The organism is Pseudomonas sp. Choline-02u-1 (assembly GCF_002836515.1).
In the GTDB taxonomy this organism is placed as follows: Bacteria; Pseudomonadota; Gammaproteobacteria; order Pseudomonadales; family Pseudomonadaceae; genus Aquipseudomonas.
In genome coordinates this window covers 1-18,282 of the sequence record NZ_PJBC01000001.1, presented here as the reverse complement: position 1 = coordinate 18,282, position 18,282 = coordinate 1, and the positions used below count along the sequence as shown (strand labels likewise).

Here is an 18,282-nt window from a genome sequence, read left to right as displayed (position 1 = left end):
AACTGTTCAAGCCTGCGCGTGCAAGCTGTTCAATATGGCCTCGATGGCGGGGCGCTCAAGCAGTTCGCACCATGTGCCTTCATCCACGATGACGCCTCGCTGCATGACGAGCACGCGGTCAAAACGATGGAGATGTTCAACATCATGGGTGACACAAATAAAGCCCTGTCCAGCGAATGTCTCGAATAGTAAATCCCACACCGGTGTGGCGAGTTTCGGTTCAATCGAAGCGCTCGGCTCATCAAACAGATTGAATTTGCCCGGTCGATTCAGGAGTCGCAGCAACGAAAGCCGCTTCGCTTCACCCCCAGAGATATTGGTGGCGTTTTCAGCGATGTGACCTCGGCCAATGATTTCGTCTAGCTGGAGACATTGAATTGCCTCGTTCAATGTTCTCGACTGCTCAACACCGAAAAGTACGGACTGTTCAATACTGCCTTTCAGGAACTGTGGAGACTGGGGGCTGTAACGCACCGTTTCCAGATGAGCGCGAGCATTTATGCGATCTATGCACAGATCGTCGATGAACAGCCGAGACCGCACCGAAGAATCCAGTCCTGCCAGCGCTTCGAGTAACGTTGATTTGCCAGCGCCGCTGGGCCCGATGATCGCAACGGATTGGCCCTGCCGGAAGCTGATCTCGCTGGCAATTGATAGCTGCGCAACACCGTTATGGGTGATCTCGCACGGCTCGAGCCGTAATGTTGTTAGCTTGGGGAGTCATGGATCAGACGTCCGGACAAGCAAGTATCAGCGTCGGTCAATTGGTGGCCATCTTCTCTATTGCTGGTACGTTCCTGTTGAATGTATCGGCGCTGACCGAAGGCTATCGGGTGCTGGATCAATTTTCGGCTGATCAACGGCGACTCAAAGAATTACTTGCAACTGCTGACTTCGATAACGATCGCCGCAATTACTCTCATGCGTTGCATCGATGCGCTGGCCATGGCCCAGGAACTCTTTGCCCTTGAGGGCTCACCGGATAGTTTAGACCTCCTGTGGACAGGCTGATAAACAAAATCTTCGCCGCGCTCAATAGTCCGCCCGACCCTGCTACGGTTACAGCAGCGTTGGCGTAGCGCTCAAACGCTCGGTTCAAGGGTTGCAGGGCCGTGCGTTCGGCGCGTTCCAGTTTTATCGATTTACCAGCCCTCAAAGTATTGACCAAGGTTGCACTCAGCTCATCCTCCTGGTCATTAACAGCATCGATGTGTTTTCTGCGCCATCGAATGATCCGGTGAGTTGCATAGAGATAACAGCCACCGAGGCCTGCTAGCGCGCAGAAAACCCAGGCTCCGCCCATATACCAGAATGCGCCGGCGACAATAAGAAATTCCAGACACAGGGGGAAACCCGTAGTGACGAAGAACATCAGCAACTGTTCGTGGGCAGTGATTCCGCGCTCGACCGACTTGATGAACTGTCCTATTCGCCACGTGCCGAACTGGGAAAAGTCCTTGCCCATCAACCGCGCCATCCAATGGATGGAAGCATCCATGACAATTCGCTGGACGAGCTTTGAGAGCAGCAGCGTTTGAAGGGGGGTGGTCATCGACTGAATGCAACCGGCCAGCGTAAAAGCTGCGGTGAAAAAAAGCAGCGTACGCAGCGTTGTGTGATCGGCATCGTTTAGTGAATCGACGATCTTGCCCAATAACAAAGGAGGGGCCATGGCCAGGATTTTCAGGGTGATGGTTGCGCCTATTGTCATCACCAGCAGGAGTCGATGTTTCTCGCAGGCTGTTCTTATAAATGTCTGCATGAGTGTGTGCCTGGGGTCGACTTATATTATCCAATCGGCAATCTCTCGGCGCCGAGCTAGTGGTTGTAATAGCAATGAAGGTTTTGATTCACAATCAGACGACGTCCGATGATTGCGTAGGGCGGTTCTTGAGGAGTAGTAGGAGCTTACTTGGTGCTGTTGAACGCGTTAACTTTGCATGTGGAAAGTTCGCGTGAATGATGATTTATAGAGAGCTGGATTTCAGCGAAGGTGTCCATCAAGAGGAACAGTGACGATGGCTTGAGAATCAATCAGTCGCCACCGTCGTTTATCCTGTTAATAGCCGAGCTGACTCTTTCAGATTTGCATGAAAGTCCCGGTGCCATCGAGAATATTCTTCAAAGTCTCAACAACCTCATCCATATCCACCATGTCCGGATTAAAACTGATCTCCAGCACATCATCCCCATTCAACGCATCGGCATCCGCAGCAGCAATCTCGATCTTCAGCAGTTTCGACGTCAGCGTGACCTTCACCCCCTCAAGCGTGGAAGGCTCGCCATCCAGAGTGATCTCCAGTTCATCCTCGTCCGGATAACGGCTCATCAGGAACATCTCGCCCTTATCGCTGTGGCAGCAGAGCATGGCCATGTTGTCTTCTTCGTCGTCGCACGGGTTGACGATCAGTAGGGCGGTGGTCATTTGCATGGGGAATTCCTGGGCAGTGGCGGCAGTGGATCTGTTCGTAGGCGCGATTTTGCCAGTCTGCGCGTGTTTGCGCTGCCTTCTCATTTCAGAAATTGGCAAAGCGGGAAATTTCCGTCATGCACTTCCGGGTTACCAGAAGGAAAGGTCGGACGCCAGTGTAGGGATATTAATGATCGCTACAAATAAGGCCGTTTTGCTGATTATTGCTTGTGATAGCCGTCAGGTTGCCGTTAAGTTCGCCGCTCTTGCGCAAGGGAGTGCGTTACGACAATTCATAAAAAGGACCTTTGCGATGACTCAGTATTTCCAACGCGCCGAAGAAATCCGTCATCTCTCGGATGAACAGATCGAAGAGATCTATAAGCGCTATCTCGAAGGCGAAAAAACCGCCGCACTGATGGCCGAGTTCCAGATTCCTTCGACGGTCCGCAGTCTGCTTAAAGTTCTGCCACCGATCGTCAGTGCAGACCTCACTTGTCCATACTGCGAACTGCCGATGTGGATACCTCGGCACGCCAGAGGCAGTTCGCTCTCGCTGCGCAGTCCGTTCAAGTGCGTGCGCTGTGAACATTTGCACTGTGTTCCCGGCGCCAATCGCCGTCACACAACTTGTGACTGCAAAGAATGTTTCACGGTGCGCCAGCAGCAAGTGGCCGCACGGGCAGCACGGGACCGCCTGGAGCTGGAGGCTCGCTATGGCGCGCGATCTCCGGCAGTGCCTTACGCAAACCTGGGGTTTGTGCAGAAGTTGACGCTGCTCGCCTTGCTGGATGACGGTCATGGCGCAAACGTCGAATGGATTGCACCCTTGAATACGCCATCCAGGCAGGAGCTGCTTGCCCTGACTGACGAGGCTCGAGAAGAGCTGCTCAAAAGTCTGCACGAAACCGGGGTGCTGGCAGTCTCCACCGATTCCGACATCAACGCCTTCGATCGCAGCGAGGGCTGCAATATCCGCGAGTACAGCGCGGTGCGCTGGTTGCCCAGCGTCACGCTCGACGGCGTGGCGCGCAGCAGCCGCGAGAGTTTGTATCGGGCGCTGTATCAGGAGTTGTCGGGCAGCGTAAAAGCCGTCTGGAAGAGCGAAATCTATTCGCTGGTCTTCAGTCTCGCCCGCGAGGAGTCGATTCAATACATTCGTGTGCTGGCCGGCGAAGTGGATTTTGCCTTCACGGCCGAAGCCCGTGCCTCGGAGGTGGTCGGGCAGTTGCTGCAGGACTTCTCGGTGAGTCAGCTGTATTACTTCGCCCGATTGGCGGTGCGCAACGCCGCGCACTTCTACGCCACTGGCAACTCCAAAGGGCGCAGTCATGCCTCCAACACCATTCCGCGCAATATGCTGGGCACGGCGCAGGACGCGCTCGCGCGCAACTGGCGCAAGAATGCGCCTCGCGATGCGCGGGTGCCGCAAACGGCTTTGCAGCGGCTGCTATACGACGTGGTACTCAAGGACAGCGGCGCCGGATTTTCCAAATCGCCGGGCATGTACTGGCGTGACGAGCTGGTCCCGCAATTTTTCTCCGCCGTAGCGTTCGACAGCGACTTGCTCAGCCACCTGCGCCTGTTTTGCCGCGAATGCGATTCGAGCAACATCGACGCCAGCATGGACAAGCAGATCCTGCAGACGATGTGCTACGACTGCGCCACGGTGAGCAAATTCCGAGCCTTTGAGGAACTGCCGGACTGATCCGCGTCAACCGCCTGCGCTGAACCGGATGCCACGCTCAGGGTCGATTAAAGGGTCTTGGGCGTTTTCGTTTCCGGGTATGTAACGTTCTCGGCGACCGACGTGGCACGAAAGTCCCGTGAAACCGGGGTTTCGAACCTGCATTTCAGCTCACGCCTGCTAGTGTTGATGCAGGCCAAACCCTGCATTTACGTGCCAATGACCGAATATGTCGCAGCACCGCAAGCAGACACATTGTCGCACCCATTAAGCTGCGCAACGGATGAGCACCCGTAAAGGCATTGTCAGCGTCGTTGGCAGTCGCTTTTGCAGATGCTCATTCATGGAAGGTGAATGTGACCTGAGTGTCCCGTCCAGCTTCACCCACCTGTCTCCCTGTTTCCTCTGCCCGAGAATCAGGAGCAGGGCGACACCAACCCCGAAAGGGGTGTTGCACGCGACGCTTTCCATCAATAACAAGCTTAAGCGGAGTACCACAGATGGCGTTCTTCACCGCAGCCAGCAAAGCCGACTTCCAGCATCAACTGCAAGCGGCACTGGCGCAGCACATCAGTGAACAGGCACTGCCACAAGTGGCGCTGTTCGCTGAACAATTCTTCGGCATCATTTCCCTGGACGAGCTGACTCAACGTCGCCTCTCCGACCTCGCTGGCTGTACTCTCTCTGCGTGGCGCCTGCTTGAGCGCTTCGATCACGCGCAACCGCAAGTGCGTGTCTACAACCCCGATTACGAACGCCACGGCTGGCAGTCGACCCACACCGCGGTCGAAGTGCTGCACCACGACCTGCCATTTCTGGTCGATTCGGTGCGTACCGAGCTGAACCGTCGCGGCTACAGCATTCACACCCTGCAAACCACCGTGCTCAGCGTGCGTCGTGGCAGCAAGGGTGAACTGCTGGAAATCCTGCCAAAGGGCAGCACCGGCGAAGGCGTGCTGCACGAATCGCTGATGTACCTGGAAATCGACCGCTGCGCCAACGCGGCCGAGCTGAATGTGCTGAGCAAAGAGCTGGAGCAAGTGCTCGGTGAAGTGCGCGTCGCCGTCGCTGATTTCGAGCCAATGAAAGCCAAGGTGCAGGATATCCTCACCCAGCTCGACAACAGCGCCTACCCGGTCGATGCCGACGAAAAGAACGAAATCAAAAGTTTTCTGGAATGGCTGGTGGGCAACCACTTCACCTTCCTCGGCTACGAAGAGTTCGTGGTCACCGATCAGGCCGATGGCGGCCACATCGAATACGACCAGAGCTCCTTCCTCGGCCTGACCAAACTGCTGCGTACCGGCCTGACCTACGAAGACCTGCGCATCGAAGACTACGCCGTTGCCTACCTGCGCGAACCGACCCTGCTGTCGTTTGCCAAGGCTGCGCACCCGAGCCGCGTCCACCGTCCGGCTTATCCGGACTACGTGTCGATCCGCGAGATCGATGCTGACGGCAAAGTCATCAAGGAGCACCGTTTCATGGGCCTTTACACCTCCTCGGTGTACGGCGAGAGCGTGCGGGTCATCCCGTTCATCCGCCGCAAGGTCGAAGAAATCGAGCGCCGCTCCGGCTTCCAGTCCAAGGCTCACCTGGGCAAGGAACTGGCGCAGGTCCTCGAAGTGCTGCCGCGTGACGACCTGTTCCAGACCCCGGTCGACGAGCTGTTCACCACCGTGATGTCGATCGTGCAGATCCAGGAACGCAACAAGATCCGCGTGTTCCTGCGCAAAGACCCGTACGGTCGCTTCTGCTACTGCCTGGCGTACGTGCCGCGCGACATCTATTCAACCGAAGTGCGCCAGAAGATCCAGCAAGTGCTGATGGAGCGCCTGAAGGCCTCCGACTGCGAATTCTGGACCTTCTTCTCAGAGTCCGTGCTGGCTCGCGTGCAACTGATCCTGCGCGTCGATCCGAAGAACCGCCTCGACATCGACCCGTTGCTGCTGGAAAAAGAAGTGGTCCAGGCCTGCCGCAGCTGGCAGGACGACTACGCTGCCCTGACCGTCGAAAGCTTCGGCGAAGCTCACGGCACCAACGTGCTGGCCGACTTCCCGAAAGGCTTCCCGGCCGGTTACCGCGAGCGTTTTGCAGCGCATTCGGCCGTGGTCGACATGCAACACCTGCTGAGCCTCAACGAAAAAAATCCGCTGGTGATGAGCTTCTATCAGCCGCTCGGCCAGGTTTCCGGCCAGCGCGAGCTGCATTGCAAGCTGTATCACGCCGACACGCCGCTCGCGCTGTCCGACGTCCTGCCGATTCTGGAAAACCTCGGCCTGCGCGTGCTGGGTGAATTCCCGTACCGTCTGCGTCACACCAATGGCCGCGAGTTCTGGATTCACGACTTTGCGTTCACCGCCGCTGAAGGCCTGGACCTCGACATCCAGCAACTCAACGACACCCTGCAGGATGCGTTCGTGCACATCGTGCGTGGCGATGCCGAGAACGACGCGTTCAACCGTCTGGTGCTGACCGCCGGTCTGCCATGGCGCGACGTCGCGCTGCTGCGTGCCTACGCCCGTTACCTGAAGCAGATTCGTCTGGGCTTCGACCTGGGTTACATCGCCAGCACTTTGAACAACCACACCGACATCGCTCGCGAATTGACCCGGTTGTTCAAGACCCGCTTCTACCTGGCGCGCAAACTCGGCAGCGATGATCTGGAAGACAAGCAACAGCGTCTGGAACAAGCGATTCTGACCGCACTGGACGATGTTCAGGTGCTCAACGAAGACCGCATCCTGCGTCGTTACCTGGACCTGATCAAAGCCACCCTGCGCACCAACTTCTATCAGACTGACGCCAACGGCCAGAACAAGTCGTACTTCAGCTTCAAGTTCAACCCGCATGCCATCCCTGAGCTGCCCAAGCCAGTGCCGAAGTTTGAAATCTTCGTCTACTCGCCACGCGTCGAAGGCGTGCACCTGCGCTTCGGCAACGTTGCGCGCGGTGGTCTGCGCTGGTCCGATCGTGAAGAAGACTTCCGTACCGAAGTGCTCGGCCTGGTAAAAGCCCAGCAAGTGAAGAACTCGGTCATCGTGCCAGTGGGCGCGAAGGGCGGCTTCCTGCCGCGTCGCCTGCCACTGGGCGGCAGCCGTGACGAGATCGCGGCCGAGGGCATCGCCTGCTACCGCATCTTCATTTCCGGCCTGTTGGACATCACCGACAACCTGAAGGACGGCGCGCTGGTGCCGCCGGTCAATGTCGTGCGTCATGACGACGATGACCCGTACCTGGTGGTCGCGGCGGACAAGGGCACTGCGACCTTCTCCGACATCGCCAACGGCATCGCCATCGACTACGGCTTCTGGCTGGGTGACGCGTTTGCGTCCGGTGGTTCGGCCGGTTACGACCACAAGAAAATGGGCATCACCGCCAAAGGCGCGTGGGTCGGCGTACAACGCCACTTCCGCGAGCGCGGCATCAATGTTCAGGAAGACAGCATCACCGTGGTTGGCGTCGGCGACATGGCCGGCGACGTGTTCGGTAACGGCTTGTTGATGTCCGACAAGCTGCAACTGGTCGCAGCGTTCAATCACATGCACATCTTCATCGACCCGAATCCGAACCCGGCGACCAGTTTCGTCGAGCGTCAGCGTCTGTTCGACCTGCCGCGTTCGGCCTGGACCGACTACGACACCAGCATCATGTCCGAAGGTGGCGGTATCTTCTCGCGCAGCGCGAAGAGCATCGCGATCTCGCCGCAGATGAAAGAACGCTTCGACATCCAGGCTGACAAGCTGACCCCGACCGAACTGCTCAATGCCTTGCTCAAGGCGCCGGTGGATCTGTTGTGGAACGGCGGTATCGGCACCTACGTCAAAGCCAGCACCGAAAGCCACGCCGATGTCGGCGACAAGGCCAACGATGCACTGCGCGTAAACGGCAACGAGCTGCGCTGCAAAGTCGTGGGCGAGGGCGGTAACCTCGGCATGACCCAACTGGGTCGTGTGGAATTCGGTCTCAATGGCGGCGGTTCCAACACCGACTTCATCGACAACGCCGGTGGCGTGGACTGCTCCGACCACGAAGTGAACATCAAGATCCTGCTGAACGAAGTGGTTCAGGCCGGTGACATGACCGACAAGCAACGCAACCAGTTGCTGGCGAGCATGACCGACGAAGTCGGCAATCTGGTGCTGGGCAACAACTACAAGCAGACTCAAGCCCTGTCCCTGGCGGCGCGCCGTGCCTACGCACGCATCGCTGAGTACAAGCGTCTGATGAGCGATCTGGAAGGCCGTGGCAAGCTGGACCGTGCAATCGAGTTCCTGCCGACCGAAGAGCAACTGACCGAGCGCGTCGCTGAGGGCCACGGCCTGACCCGTCCTGAGCTGTCCGTGCTGATCTCCTACAGCAAGATCGACCTCAAGGAGCAACTGCTGGGCTCGCAGGTACCGGATGACGATTACCTGACCCGCGACATGGAAACGGCGTTCCCGCCGACCCTGGTCAGCAAGTTCTCCGAAGCCATGCGTCGCCATCGTCTGAAGCGAGAGATCGTCAGCACGCAGATCGCCAACGATCTGGTCAACCACATGGGCATCACCTTCGTTCAACGACTCAAAGAGTCGACCGGCATGAGCCCGGCGAACGTGGCTGGCGCTTATGTGATCGTGCGCGACATCTTCCATCTCCCGCACTGGTTCCGTCAGATCGAAGCACTGGATTACCAGGTTTCCGCTGACGTGCAGCTGGAGCTGATGGACGAACTGATGCGTCTGGGTCGCCGTGCCACGCGCTGGTTCCTGCGTGCTCGCCGTAACGAGCAGAACGCCGCCCGTGACGTCGCGCATTTCGGTCCGCACCTGAAAGAACTGGGTCTGAAACTCGACGAACTGCTCAGCGGCGAAATCCGCGAGAACTGGCAGTCGCGCTATCAGGCGTACGTCGAAGCCGGTGTGCCGGAGTTGCTGGCGCGTATGGTTGCGGGCACTTCGCACCTGTACACGCTGCTGCCGATCATCGAAGCAGCCGACGTCACCGGGCAGAACCCGGCCGAAGTGGCCAAGGCTTACTTCGCTGTGGGTTCTGCGCTGGACATCACCTGGTACCTGCAACAGATCAGCGCTCTGCCGGTAGAAAACAACTGGCAGGCTCTGGCTCGTGAAGCGTTCCGTGATGACGTCGACTGGCAGCAACGGGCGATCACCATCTCCGTCCTGCAGCAGGGCGACGGCACTCAGGACGTGGAAGCACGCCTGGCGCTGTGGATGGCCCAGCACGAAAGCATGATCGAGCGCTGGCGCGCGATGCTGGTGGAAATCCGCGCCGCAAGCGGCACGGACTACGCCATGTACGCAGTGGCCAACCGTGAACTGCTGGATCTGGCGCTGAGCGGTCAAGTGATCGTGCCTGCGGTCACCGCCAATGCCGCGCTTGAATTGGCGTAAGTAGTGGCCTGAATGAAAAGCCCCGGTATCGCGAGATCCCGGGGCTTTTTTATTCTTGGTTACTTATTGAATGAGTTGATTACGCTTAAGCGTAGGGCACGTTGGAAGTCGGGTAATCGACATTCCGCTCAAGAATCTCCAGATTGAACGTAACCGGGTCACCCGGTGCATCGCCGTAGGTGTATACGTATGGGTCTTCGCGTAATTGTCTATTGATGAAGCCCTGATTTCGAGCTCGCAGATAAACCGTTGCGTGACTACCTTTGAGGTTGTCCAGGGTTACAAGCTCGCTGTTGGAATTAAAAAGATTGAACGACGTAGTATCACCACCCGCTGGCGGGAATACGCCGAGAATACGATCAGCATTCTTACTGAAAAAATTCCCAAAATATTGACTGCTACGAATCTGAATATTGTAGTAATCATCGTAACAACGGAAGTAAGCCACTATGTGGATGTTGTTGATGGCATTGTTGTAATAGCGCGCCATCATGTTCAGTCGGGAATAGGCATGAGCGGTCGTAAGAAGATGCCCTGACCCCTTCACCTGCTCGGCATCAGGGTGTTGGTCGAAGTACGTCATGCGCGTCTCGCTGCATGCGATTCTGGCAATGAAAGATTTTTCTACGTTAGTGCTCATAAAGGTCTCGTCCAATCCTTGGCGATGGTTAGAAGTGAATGTCTGTGTTGAATTCACGCAGGGACATTAATTGGACGTAATGATGAAGTCCAAAAGGATTACGTGTGGGGATATGTATGCGGGTGAACCTTCGTAAGTAGAACGCCCAAAAGTGGAATGCGACCCCTTGCAAGAGTGAGCCTGATCGCAATGCCGTTCTAACTTTCAATACAACTTTTGCCGTTGTTGACCTTGGAGCATCGACATCTTACCCGTCGGCCTCGCCACTGGATTGCTGCGTTTCCAACTATTGCCGGAACGCAATAAAAAGGCGCAGATGCTCGATCTGCGCCTTTTGTTTATGGCTGATCAGGCAGCCATCAGTTTTCCAGCGGGATCAGCACCTGCTCATCCGGGGCCAGCACCATGAACACCAGCAATTTGGCAGGCCTGGTCGAGCTGGCGTTTTTCGACACCAAGTGCTCGGAGCCCGCAGGCTCATACCAGAACTGGCCCTTCTTGTAAGTGATCGCCTGTTCACCTTTGACCTGCGAAATCACTTCGCCTTCCAGCACGTAAGCCATCGCGGTGCCCTCGTGTTTGTGCGCGATCGAAGACTGGCCGGGTTTGTAGTCGACCTCGATCATCATGGCTTTCTTGCCGGGGGCGTTTTTCAGCAGTTGTTCCTGCAAGACGGTGATTTTCTCAGAAGGATCGTGGGCCATCGCCGATGCGGACAGGGTGAGGGCGAGGGCAGCGGCGAGGAAGGGCAGGGCTTTCATGGCGGGTTACCTGTGATGGTTGGGGTGTGATCACAGTAGGCCGCAATGTGGCCGGTTCAAACGGCCAATATCCGCGAAGATCAGGTGACCAATTGCGGGGCTTCAGAAAGATTATCGGTGTGGCGAAATATGCCTTCGCGAGCAAGCCCGCTCCCACAGGGCGGGCGCATTTCTACTGTGGGAGCGGGCTTGCTCGCGAAGGGGCCAGTTCAGACGATGGGAAAGCTGTTGAAATCCACGCTATTGGCCAGGCGGCTATCGATCAGGTCGATGAACCCCTGCGCCTCGGGCCGGTTGAAATGCGCTTGCATCGCCGCTTCCGATTGCCAGCGTGCGCTGACCGTCCAGCGGTGGGTGTCTTCGGGGCAGCGATCGACCAGGTAGGAATCGCAGCCCGGGGTTTCGCGCAGGGTGTCGACAATTTTCTGCAATTGCTTGCCGAGCTCTTCCGAGCGGCCCGCAGCAGCCTTGACCTCAACCGTATTGATCACTTCGCTGGACATTGCTCACACTCCTGAATCAGGCCGGACGAATCCTGCTCACTGAGGGATAACGCCTGTGCAGAATAGGCCTGCGACCATGAATCACCAATAACCAATTGGCGGTAAAAGCCTTATACCAACGGCTCATGACAGCTGTTCGAGGATGTCGCGCAGGCGATCCAGAGCAATATCGATGTCGAGGGTTTCGATGGCGCCGAAGCCGAAGTACAGGCCTTCTTTCGCCGGTTGCTGGTAGTAGAAACCACTGATTGCATACAGGCCGACCTCGACCTTTTTTGCCAGCTCAATGACCAGCGGCAAATCGATCGCCACCTTGCACAACACCGCCATGTGAAACCCGGCACTGGCCGGCACAGCTTGCAGCCATGGCGCGAGGTCAGTCGCCATGCGTTCCAGAATTCGCTCGCGGCGTTGCGCGTAGATCGTATGGCAGCGGCGAATGTGCTTGAGCAGGCAGCCCTCTGCGATGAACTTGGCCAGCGCCCATTGCGGCAGGGTCGAGGCGTGCAGATCGGTGAGCTGTTTGGCGCGAATCACCGCCTCGATGATCGACGGCGGTAGGATCGCGTAACCCAGGCGCAGCTCCGGCAGCAGGGTTTTTGAAAAGGTGCCGACGTAGGCGACGATGCCGCGCTGATCGAGGTTGTACAGCGAATCGGTGGGCCGGCCTTCGTAGCGGAATTCACTGTCGTAATCGTCCTCGATGATGATCGCACCGAGCTCATGAGCACGGGCGAGCAAGGCCTCGCGGCGCGCCTGACTCATCGCCATGCCCAGCGGAAACTGGTGCGACGGCGTGACGTATATCAGCCGCGTGTCATCGGGAATCTGCTCGACCTGAATGCCCTCGGCATCCACCGGCACGCCGACCACGTCGGCGCCGTGAGTACCGAACAGCAAGCGTGCGGGCGGATAACCTGGATCCTCCATCGCCACCCGCGTGCCGGGGCGGGTCAGTACGCGCGTAATCAGGTCGAGTGCCTGTTGCGCGCCGTTGCAGACAACGATGTGTTCGTCCTGACAGTTGATGCCGCGAGAAAAGGCGATGTGCCGGGCAATCGCATTGCGTAGCGCCGGCAAACCCTCAGCAACGCTGTAAAAGCCTTTCGATTGCGCCATCTGCCGCATCGCATGGGCGACGCAACGGCGCCAGTCGTCGTGGGGGAACTGGCCCTTGCTGGTGGCGCCGCCGATGAAGTCGTAGCGCAGCGAACCTTCCAGCGTCGGGTGACGGAGGAATACCGGCAGGTTGCGCCAGCTCTCGATCACCTCGGCACTGGCCAGTTCGGTGTGGCTCTGCTTGCGCTGCACCTGCGCCGGGCGGGCGTTGACGTAGGTGCCTTTGCCGGTCACCCCGGTGAGGAAATTCTCGTAGGTCAGCTGCGCATAAGTGTCGGAAATGGTCTTGCGCGAGATGCCCAATTGCTCGGCGAGCAAGCGGCTCGGGGGCAACTGCGTACCCGCCGCCAGCCGCCCGGATTCAATCGCCGCGCGCAGCTGCTGATACAACTGACCGGCGAGATCCTTGCGGCCGTTGATCACGACATGAAGTTCCATACCGACAAGGCTCCCGAGGCTATTTGGCGTGCCGGCCAGATTACCGCTGTTGTCTGATTGGCAATAGTTGCCTACCCGAAAAACCCGAAATTGGCATAAACACTTCAACGCACTGGCACAAATCTCCTGTGGGAGCGGGCTTGCTCGCGAAGGCGGTCTGTCAGCCAGCCAGGATTTGTCTGGCGCACCGCCTTCGCGAGCAAGCCCGCTCCCACAGGTATCGTGTTTGGTCGACGTTTAGTGGTGTACCCACAATTCGTGGAATTGGGGCTGTAACACAGCCCGCACAGCCCTTACCGTGAACTCATCATTCCGCCTGCCGAGAGCCGCGCCATGTCTTTGCGTCTGGATTACTACAACGCGTCGCCCAAGGCGATGAAAGCGATGATTGCCATGGAGGCGCTGACCGGCCACCTGAGTATCGAAGCGCCGCTGCTGCAATTGATCCGGATCCGCGCCTCGCAACTCAACGGCTGCGCGTTCTGCACCGACATGCATTCGGTGGACGCACGGCGAGCCGGGGAGAGTGATCGGCGCCTTTATGCGATCGCGGTGTGGCGCGACAGCAACTTCTTCAACCCCCGCGAACGGGCCGCGCTGGCCTGGGCCGAGGCGGTGACGCTGTTGGCCGAGAGCCACGTGCCGGATGACGTCTACCAGCAGGCGCGCGAGCAATTTGATGAAGGGGAACTGGTGGACCTGACGGTTGCGGTCAGCACCATCAACAGCTGGAATCGCCTGGCCGTGAGCTTCCGCCAGACCCCAAGTGACTGAAGATCAAAAGATCGCAGCCTTCGGCAGCTCCTACATGGCGTCATGCGCATTTCCCTGTAGGAGCTGCCGAAGGCTGCGATCTTTTGATGTTGACCTTGCCTAATTCGCCGGCCGCTGCGGTTTCACCGAGGTGCCAAACGTATTCCCCATCCGCGTACTGGTCGCGGCCGGGGTCGCCAGCCCGACCTGATTCGGCGCGCGCTGGTGCACCGGCACATTCAACGCCTCCATATTCTTCTGCGCCGCCGCCGCGCCGTCGGGATTGTTGCCCATCTGTTGGCTCAGGCAATCGTAATTCGGCGCCTTGTAACCGCCGACCGTGACCTCGACACAGCCCAGCGGCTCCTCCGCCTGCGCTGCACCCACCGTCATCAGCAAGACCCACATCCACCGTGTTTTCATGTCCGCCTCCTGGCCCGCCCGAATGGGCCGCTCTGGGTTTGAGTCTAGTGCAAGCGCGGCGCGAAACCCGTGATGATTTTTTTGCACCGCCCGTCATACCAGAGTCATAAATGCCCCGCAGGATAGCGATTTTCAGGGGTGCGCCAGTCGTGCAGCGAGGCAGTTCGCGGATCAGTCTTCAGCGCTCGGCGACGCTTGTGCGCCGCGCGGGTCTGGGGTGGCTGCTCGGTCTGCTGGCCAATGCGGCCAGTGCTGACCCGGCGCCGGCGGATATGCGACTGACCTTGCACATCCCGGCACAGGAGCTCGCCCAGGCACTGGATCAATACAGCCGCGCTACCGGCGTTGCAGTGCTGGTCGACAGCCAGTTGAGCCGGGGCCGACGCTCCCTCGCCGTGGATGGTGAATACACCGCCGCCGACGCCTTGCGCCATCTGCTCGGCGGCACCGGGTTGATGGCGCGCTACGCCCGCGCCGACGCGTTCACCCTGCAAGCGGCGCAGGTGGAGGATCTGCCAGTGCCGACAGACAAGCCCACGCCGGCCGCTGTCGCAGTCAACCGTAGTTATGCGACGGCGGTGCAAGCGGCGATCGAGCGCAAATTGTGCCGTTCGCCGCTGACCCGGCCGGGCAGTTATCGCGCGGTGTTACAGGTGTGGGTCGGGCGCGACGGCGTGGTGCAGCACAACCGGTTGGTGACGTCGACCGGCGATGTACGGCGCGATAACGCGCTGGTGGAAAGTTTTCGCAACCTCACAATCGATCGGCCGACGCCCAGCGCCTTGCGCCAGCCGGTCACGTTGCTGTTGTTACCGGAGTCGTCAGGGAAACGCATGGAATGCACGAGATGGGAAGGAGTTTCCGGGGGATGAAAGACGCCGGACAAAGCACGATGGGCCAGCTGTTCCTCAGCTCCTACGAGGATTTTCGCGTGCGCCTGCGCCGCCGCCTCGGCTCCGAGGACCTGGCCAACGACGTGCTGCACGAAACCTGGCTGCGGGTCGATCGCATGGAGACCCCGCCCAACCTGCTCAAGCCCAACGCCTACCTGTATCGCATGGCCCTCAACATTGCCGCCGACCGTCGACAGGCCGATGCGCGTCTGCTCACCGGCACCGAAGTCGAGGAACTGCTGCAACTGAGCGACGAAGCCCTCGACCCGGCGCGGGTGGTCGGTGGGCAAAAAGAGATGCAGGCCCTGCTCAGCGCCTTGTACGAACTGCCCGCACGGCGTCGACGGATCTTCATCGCCGCGCGGCTGGAAGAGGCGCCGCACCTGGAAATCTCCCAGCGTTTCGGCATTTCCACGCGCATGGTCGAAAAGGAAATCAAAGCCGCGTTGGGCTTCTGCGCAGCGAAACTTGAAAGAAAAGTGTTTCAGCGGTTCGGTCGCGGGGCCGGAAAACCGTCTAGCGAATAGTGACCCGATTAATCCGTTGAGAATTTGCGCGTTTGAACATCTTTCGACTGAAACCCGCCGAGCCCTCGGCCACCGAGTCTCTGCACAGCGAAGCCCACGACTGGCTGATCCTGCTGACCTCGGGCCGCGCCACCGTCGCCGACGCCCGCGCCTTGCGTGAATGGTGCGCGCAGAGCGGTGAACATGCCCGGGCGTTCGAAGAAGCCAAGCGGCTATGGCATCACCTGCAACCGGCCGCCGAAGCGCTGCAGGGCCGACGCAGTTTCGGTCGACGGGCACTTCTCGGCGGTGCGATTGCCGCCTCCGCCGCATTCCTGCTGGTGCGCGGCACGATTCCCGGTGGCTTCGAAGGGCTGGGCGCCGACTACATCACCGAAGTCGGCCAGCAGCGCCGGGTCGAACCGGCACAAGGCGTCAGCCTCGAACTCAACACCCAGACCCGCATCAACCAGCGCAGCGTCGAAAACGGCGTGCAGGGCTTCGAACTGGTCAGCGGCGAAGTCGAAGTGCAAACCGCACGCCTGCCGCTGGCGATGCAGGCCGGAGCAGGGTGGTTGCTCGCCAGTCAGGCGCGCTTCAACCTGCGCAACACCGACCAGCAAGTCTGCGTGACCTGCCTAGACGGCGCGGTCGACGTCGCCATCGAAGGCCGCAACCTGCGCCTCGAAGCGGGCCAGCAAGTCACCTACGACGCACGGCAAATCGGCAACGTGCAAACCGTCGACACCGTCGCCGTGATGAACTGGCGCCAACAAGTGCTGGTGTTCAACGGCGCGACCCTCAGCCAGATGATCGACGAAATCAACCGCTACCGCCCCGGCATGCTCCTGCTGCTTAATCGCGAACTCGGCCAACGCCGCGTCCAGGCGCGCTTCAACCTCGACCAACTCGCCGGCGTCGCCCTGCTGATCCGCGATGCCTACGGCATCAAGTGCACCGAACTGCCCGGCGGCGTGGTCGTCCTCAGCTAACCTAAGCCCACCGCAATCCCAATGTAGGAGCCGCCGAAGGCTGCGATCTCTTGATCTTGCTCCTGCTTGCTGTGGGAGCGGGCTTGCTCGCGAAAGCTGTTCTCCAGCCCCCCAAACCCCAACTGGCTACACCCAATCCTGTAGGAGTGAGCCTGCTCGCGATGACGGTCTCGCAGACAACCAATCCACTGACCCACCACCTATCCACTGTGGGAGCGGGCTTGCTCGCGAATGCGGTCTATCCATAACCACAATTTCAACTGACCCACCGCATTCGCGAGCAAGCCCGGTCCCACAAAGTTACTTGGCCACCGATATCAATTCATCAATCCAATTACCTGCCGATACCGCTCAACCCCCTGCGCCGTCTGCCGACTCAAACTAATCTCCAAACCCAACGGATCCTCCCGCCGATTGCCACTCAACTGCCGCCATCCCTTATCCACCTCCCAAACCCGCACCTGCACATCACTCACCTCACTCAACACCGCAACCCCATTCCCAGGCGCCGGCAACGGATAGCGACTGCGCGCCTCAGCCACCGCCCGATACAACGTATCCCCCTTGACCCACCACCGTACCCGCTGCAACGCCCCCGGCTGATCCGCCGCGCTGCGAATAATGTCCAGCCGAAACCCCTTGCTGTCACTGCTACGCACCGTCACCGCCGGCGGCGCAGTCGGCGCCTCATCCTCAGCCCCGACCTTGCGCGGCTCGCTCAACTCCACCCCCGCGCGCATGTCCACATCCCGCTGCAACTGATTCATCACCCGCAACAACCCATCGCTCTGTTCACTGCTCGCCTGCAAATGACTGTCCGCCCGCGTCACACTGTCCAGCCCGCGCCAGGCAATCAGACTCACCACCGCCATCAGCAAAATCGCGACCATCACCTCAATCAGAGTGAACCCTTGCTGAGTCTTCATTGAATACTGATCCGCCCACTGCCATCGCGCAGCACACTCAGCCGATTGGCCCCATCCGACAAAATCAGCCGCAACGGCGGATTGATCCACTCGGCATTCAGCACCACCGTCTGCCGGGGTTCCACACGCACCTCGACCTTCGGGCTCTGCCACACACGCGGGCGCAACTGCGCATCCTCCTTGAACGACTCAAACCCCACGCCATCATCCCCACGCCGCCCAAACCGAAACCCCTTGGCATCCGCCACCCACACAATCGGCCGCCCATCGGCACGAGCCTCGGCCTGCGCCACCTGCAACAACTGCGCAACCCGCTCGGCATCCTTGCGCAACAACTGCAACGGATCGGGCCTGATACTCAGGCTGATCGCCGCACTGGCAATCCCGATGATCACCAGCACCACCATCAACTCGATCAACGTAAAACCTTGCTGCCTGCTCATCACCCGCGCGCTCCTTGGCGTCCCACCCCATCGTGCCCGGCGAACATGTAAGGCATGTGAAATAAAACGGAGAGAATTGCCGCGTAGGCTGGCAACAGGGACAACAAGGAGCGACAACCCATGAAATTCACCGCACGGATTACCCCGGCGCAAACCGTCCAGGCGCTGGCACTGCTCGCCGCCCTGGTTGGCGTCGCGACGTGGTCGTCGCTGCTGCTGACCACAGCGGAATCCCACACACCCGCAGCCACCCCGCAAGTGCTTGCGGCGAGAAGTGATAGCCCGGCGTTGCAGTGGTTCTCCAATGAGACCGCACCGGTGGATATCAAGGTGAGCGGGGTGATCGCCGGAGGAAGTGGGACGGTGGCGATATTGAGTTTGAACGATGGCGC

At 59.2% G+C, this 18,282-nt stretch carries 16 protein-coding genes and 1 pseudogene; 7 read left to right on the top strand and 10 right to left on the bottom strand.

Translation table 11 applies throughout. The features are described from left to right. Positions 1-6 precede the first annotated feature (6 nt). The 3 genes from CXF97_RS00095 to CXF97_RS00080 form a co-directional block, all read right to left on the bottom strand. A complete protein-coding gene (locus CXF97_RS00095) occupies positions 7-606 on the bottom strand; it encodes an ATP-binding cassette domain-containing protein (protein ID WP_371918356.1) in 600 nt (199 codons plus the stop codon). 313 nt (positions 607-919) lie between these two features. Beyond that, positions 920-1,762 (bottom strand): ABC transporter transmembrane domain-containing protein, encoded by an 843-nt coding sequence (locus CXF97_RS00085; RefSeq protein ID WP_101155035.1) that lies wholly within the window; start codon positions 1,760-1,762, stop codon positions 920-922. A 318-nt stretch (positions 1,763-2,080) separates the two neighbouring features. After that, positions 2,081-2,431, bottom strand: coding sequence for a hypothetical protein (locus CXF97_RS00080; protein WP_101155033.1), 351 nt, complete (start codon positions 2,429-2,431; stop codon positions 2,081-2,083). Between the two features lie 292 nt (positions 2,432-2,723). On the opposite strand from CXF97_RS00080, the gene CXF97_RS00075 reads away from it, so the two are divergent. Both CXF97_RS00075 and CXF97_RS00070 read left to right on the top strand, forming a co-directional pair. Next, complete coding sequence (locus CXF97_RS00075) at positions 2,724-4,118, top strand: hypothetical protein (RefSeq protein WP_101155031.1); 1,395 nt, start codon at positions 2,724-2,726, stop codon at positions 4,116-4,118. Positions 4,119-4,597: 479 nt separating this feature from the next. Next, positions 4,598-9,493: an NAD-glutamate dehydrogenase gene (locus CXF97_RS00070; protein ID WP_101155029.1), complete on the top strand. Its 4,896-nt coding sequence runs from the start codon at positions 4,598-4,600 to the stop codon at positions 9,491-9,493. Positions 9,494-9,578: 85 nt separating this feature from the next. Here the strand turns inward: CXF97_RS00070 and CXF97_RS00065 are convergent, their stop codons facing one another. The 4 genes from CXF97_RS00065 to CXF97_RS00050 all read right to left on the bottom strand — a co-directional run bounded on the left by CXF97_RS00065 (position 9,579) and on the right by CXF97_RS00050 (position 12,954). Further along, positions 9,579-10,133 (bottom strand): hypothetical protein, encoded by a 555-nt coding sequence (locus CXF97_RS00065; protein ID WP_101155027.1) that lies wholly within the window; start codon positions 10,131-10,133, stop codon positions 9,579-9,581. 359 nt (positions 10,134-10,492) lie between these two features. Beyond that, positions 10,493-10,894: a cupin domain-containing protein gene (locus tag CXF97_RS00060; RefSeq protein WP_101155025.1), complete on the bottom strand. Its 402-nt coding sequence runs from the start codon at positions 10,892-10,894 to the stop codon at positions 10,493-10,495. A 209-nt stretch (positions 10,895-11,103) separates the two neighbouring features. Next, a complete protein-coding gene (locus CXF97_RS00055; protein WP_101155023.1) occupies positions 11,104-11,397 on the bottom strand; it encodes a putative quinol monooxygenase in 294 nt (97 codons plus the stop codon). A gap of 123 nt (positions 11,398-11,520) precedes the next feature. Then, positions 11,521-12,954, bottom strand: coding sequence for a PLP-dependent aminotransferase family protein (locus CXF97_RS00050; protein ID WP_101155021.1), 1,434 nt, complete (start codon positions 12,952-12,954; stop codon positions 11,521-11,523). Positions 12,955-13,287: 333 nt separating this feature from the next. Between CXF97_RS00050 and CXF97_RS00045 the strand changes: the two genes are divergently transcribed. Beyond that, on the top strand, positions 13,288-13,728 hold the full coding sequence (locus CXF97_RS00045; RefSeq protein WP_101155019.1) for a carboxymuconolactone decarboxylase family protein: 441 nt from the start codon (positions 13,288-13,290) through the stop codon (positions 13,726-13,728). A 99-nt stretch (positions 13,729-13,827) separates the two neighbouring features. Here CXF97_RS00045 and CXF97_RS00040 read toward each other — a convergent pair whose 3' ends face one another. Beyond that, positions 13,828-14,130, bottom strand: a complete 303-nt coding sequence (locus CXF97_RS00040; RefSeq protein WP_101155017.1) for a hypothetical protein — start codon at positions 14,128-14,130, stop codon at positions 13,828-13,830. Positions 14,131-14,279: 149 nt separating this feature from the next. Here CXF97_RS00040 and CXF97_RS00035 point away from each other — a divergent pair, with 149 nt between their 5' ends. Genes CXF97_RS00035 through CXF97_RS00025 form a run of 3 tightly spaced genes read left to right on the top strand, consistent with a single transcriptional unit; the run spans position 14,280 to position 16,521 of the window. Then, complete coding sequence (locus CXF97_RS00035) at positions 14,280-15,002, top strand: secretin and TonB N-terminal domain-containing protein (protein WP_101155015.1); 723 nt, start codon at positions 14,280-14,282, stop codon at positions 15,000-15,002. Then, positions 14,999-15,550 (top strand): RNA polymerase sigma factor, encoded by a 552-nt coding sequence (locus CXF97_RS00030; protein ID WP_101155013.1) that lies wholly within the window; start codon positions 14,999-15,001, stop codon positions 15,548-15,550. Before CXF97_RS00035 ends, CXF97_RS00030 begins: the two co-directional genes overlap by 4 nt. Before the next feature lie 32 nt (positions 15,551-15,582). Beyond that, on the top strand, positions 15,583-16,521 hold the full coding sequence (locus CXF97_RS00025; RefSeq protein WP_101155011.1) for a DUF4880 domain-containing protein: 939 nt from the start codon (positions 15,583-15,585) through the stop codon (positions 16,519-16,521). Positions 16,522-16,838: 317 nt separating this feature from the next. Here CXF97_RS00025 and CXF97_RS00015 read toward each other — a convergent pair whose 3' ends face one another. Together CXF97_RS00015 and CXF97_RS00010 are read right to left on the bottom strand one after the other, a co-directional pair. Continuing rightward, a complete protein-coding gene (locus CXF97_RS00015; RefSeq protein WP_101155007.1) occupies positions 16,839-17,447 on the bottom strand; it encodes a prepilin-type N-terminal cleavage/methylation domain-containing protein in 609 nt (202 codons plus the stop codon). Continuing rightward, positions 17,444-17,890 carry a GspH/FimT family pseudopilin gene (locus CXF97_RS00010; RefSeq protein WP_101155005.1) on the bottom strand — a complete coding sequence of 149 codons (447 nt, stop codon included), beginning with the start codon at positions 17,888-17,890 and terminating at the stop codon, positions 17,444-17,446. The genes CXF97_RS00015 and CXF97_RS00010 overlap by 4 nt, the downstream gene beginning before the upstream one ends. 120 nt (positions 17,891-18,010) lie before the next feature. On the opposite strand from CXF97_RS00010, the pseudogene CXF97_RS00005 reads away from it, so the two are divergent. After that, positions 18,011-18,282, top strand: a pseudogene (locus CXF97_RS00005) (type II secretion system protein N); the annotation flags it as partial.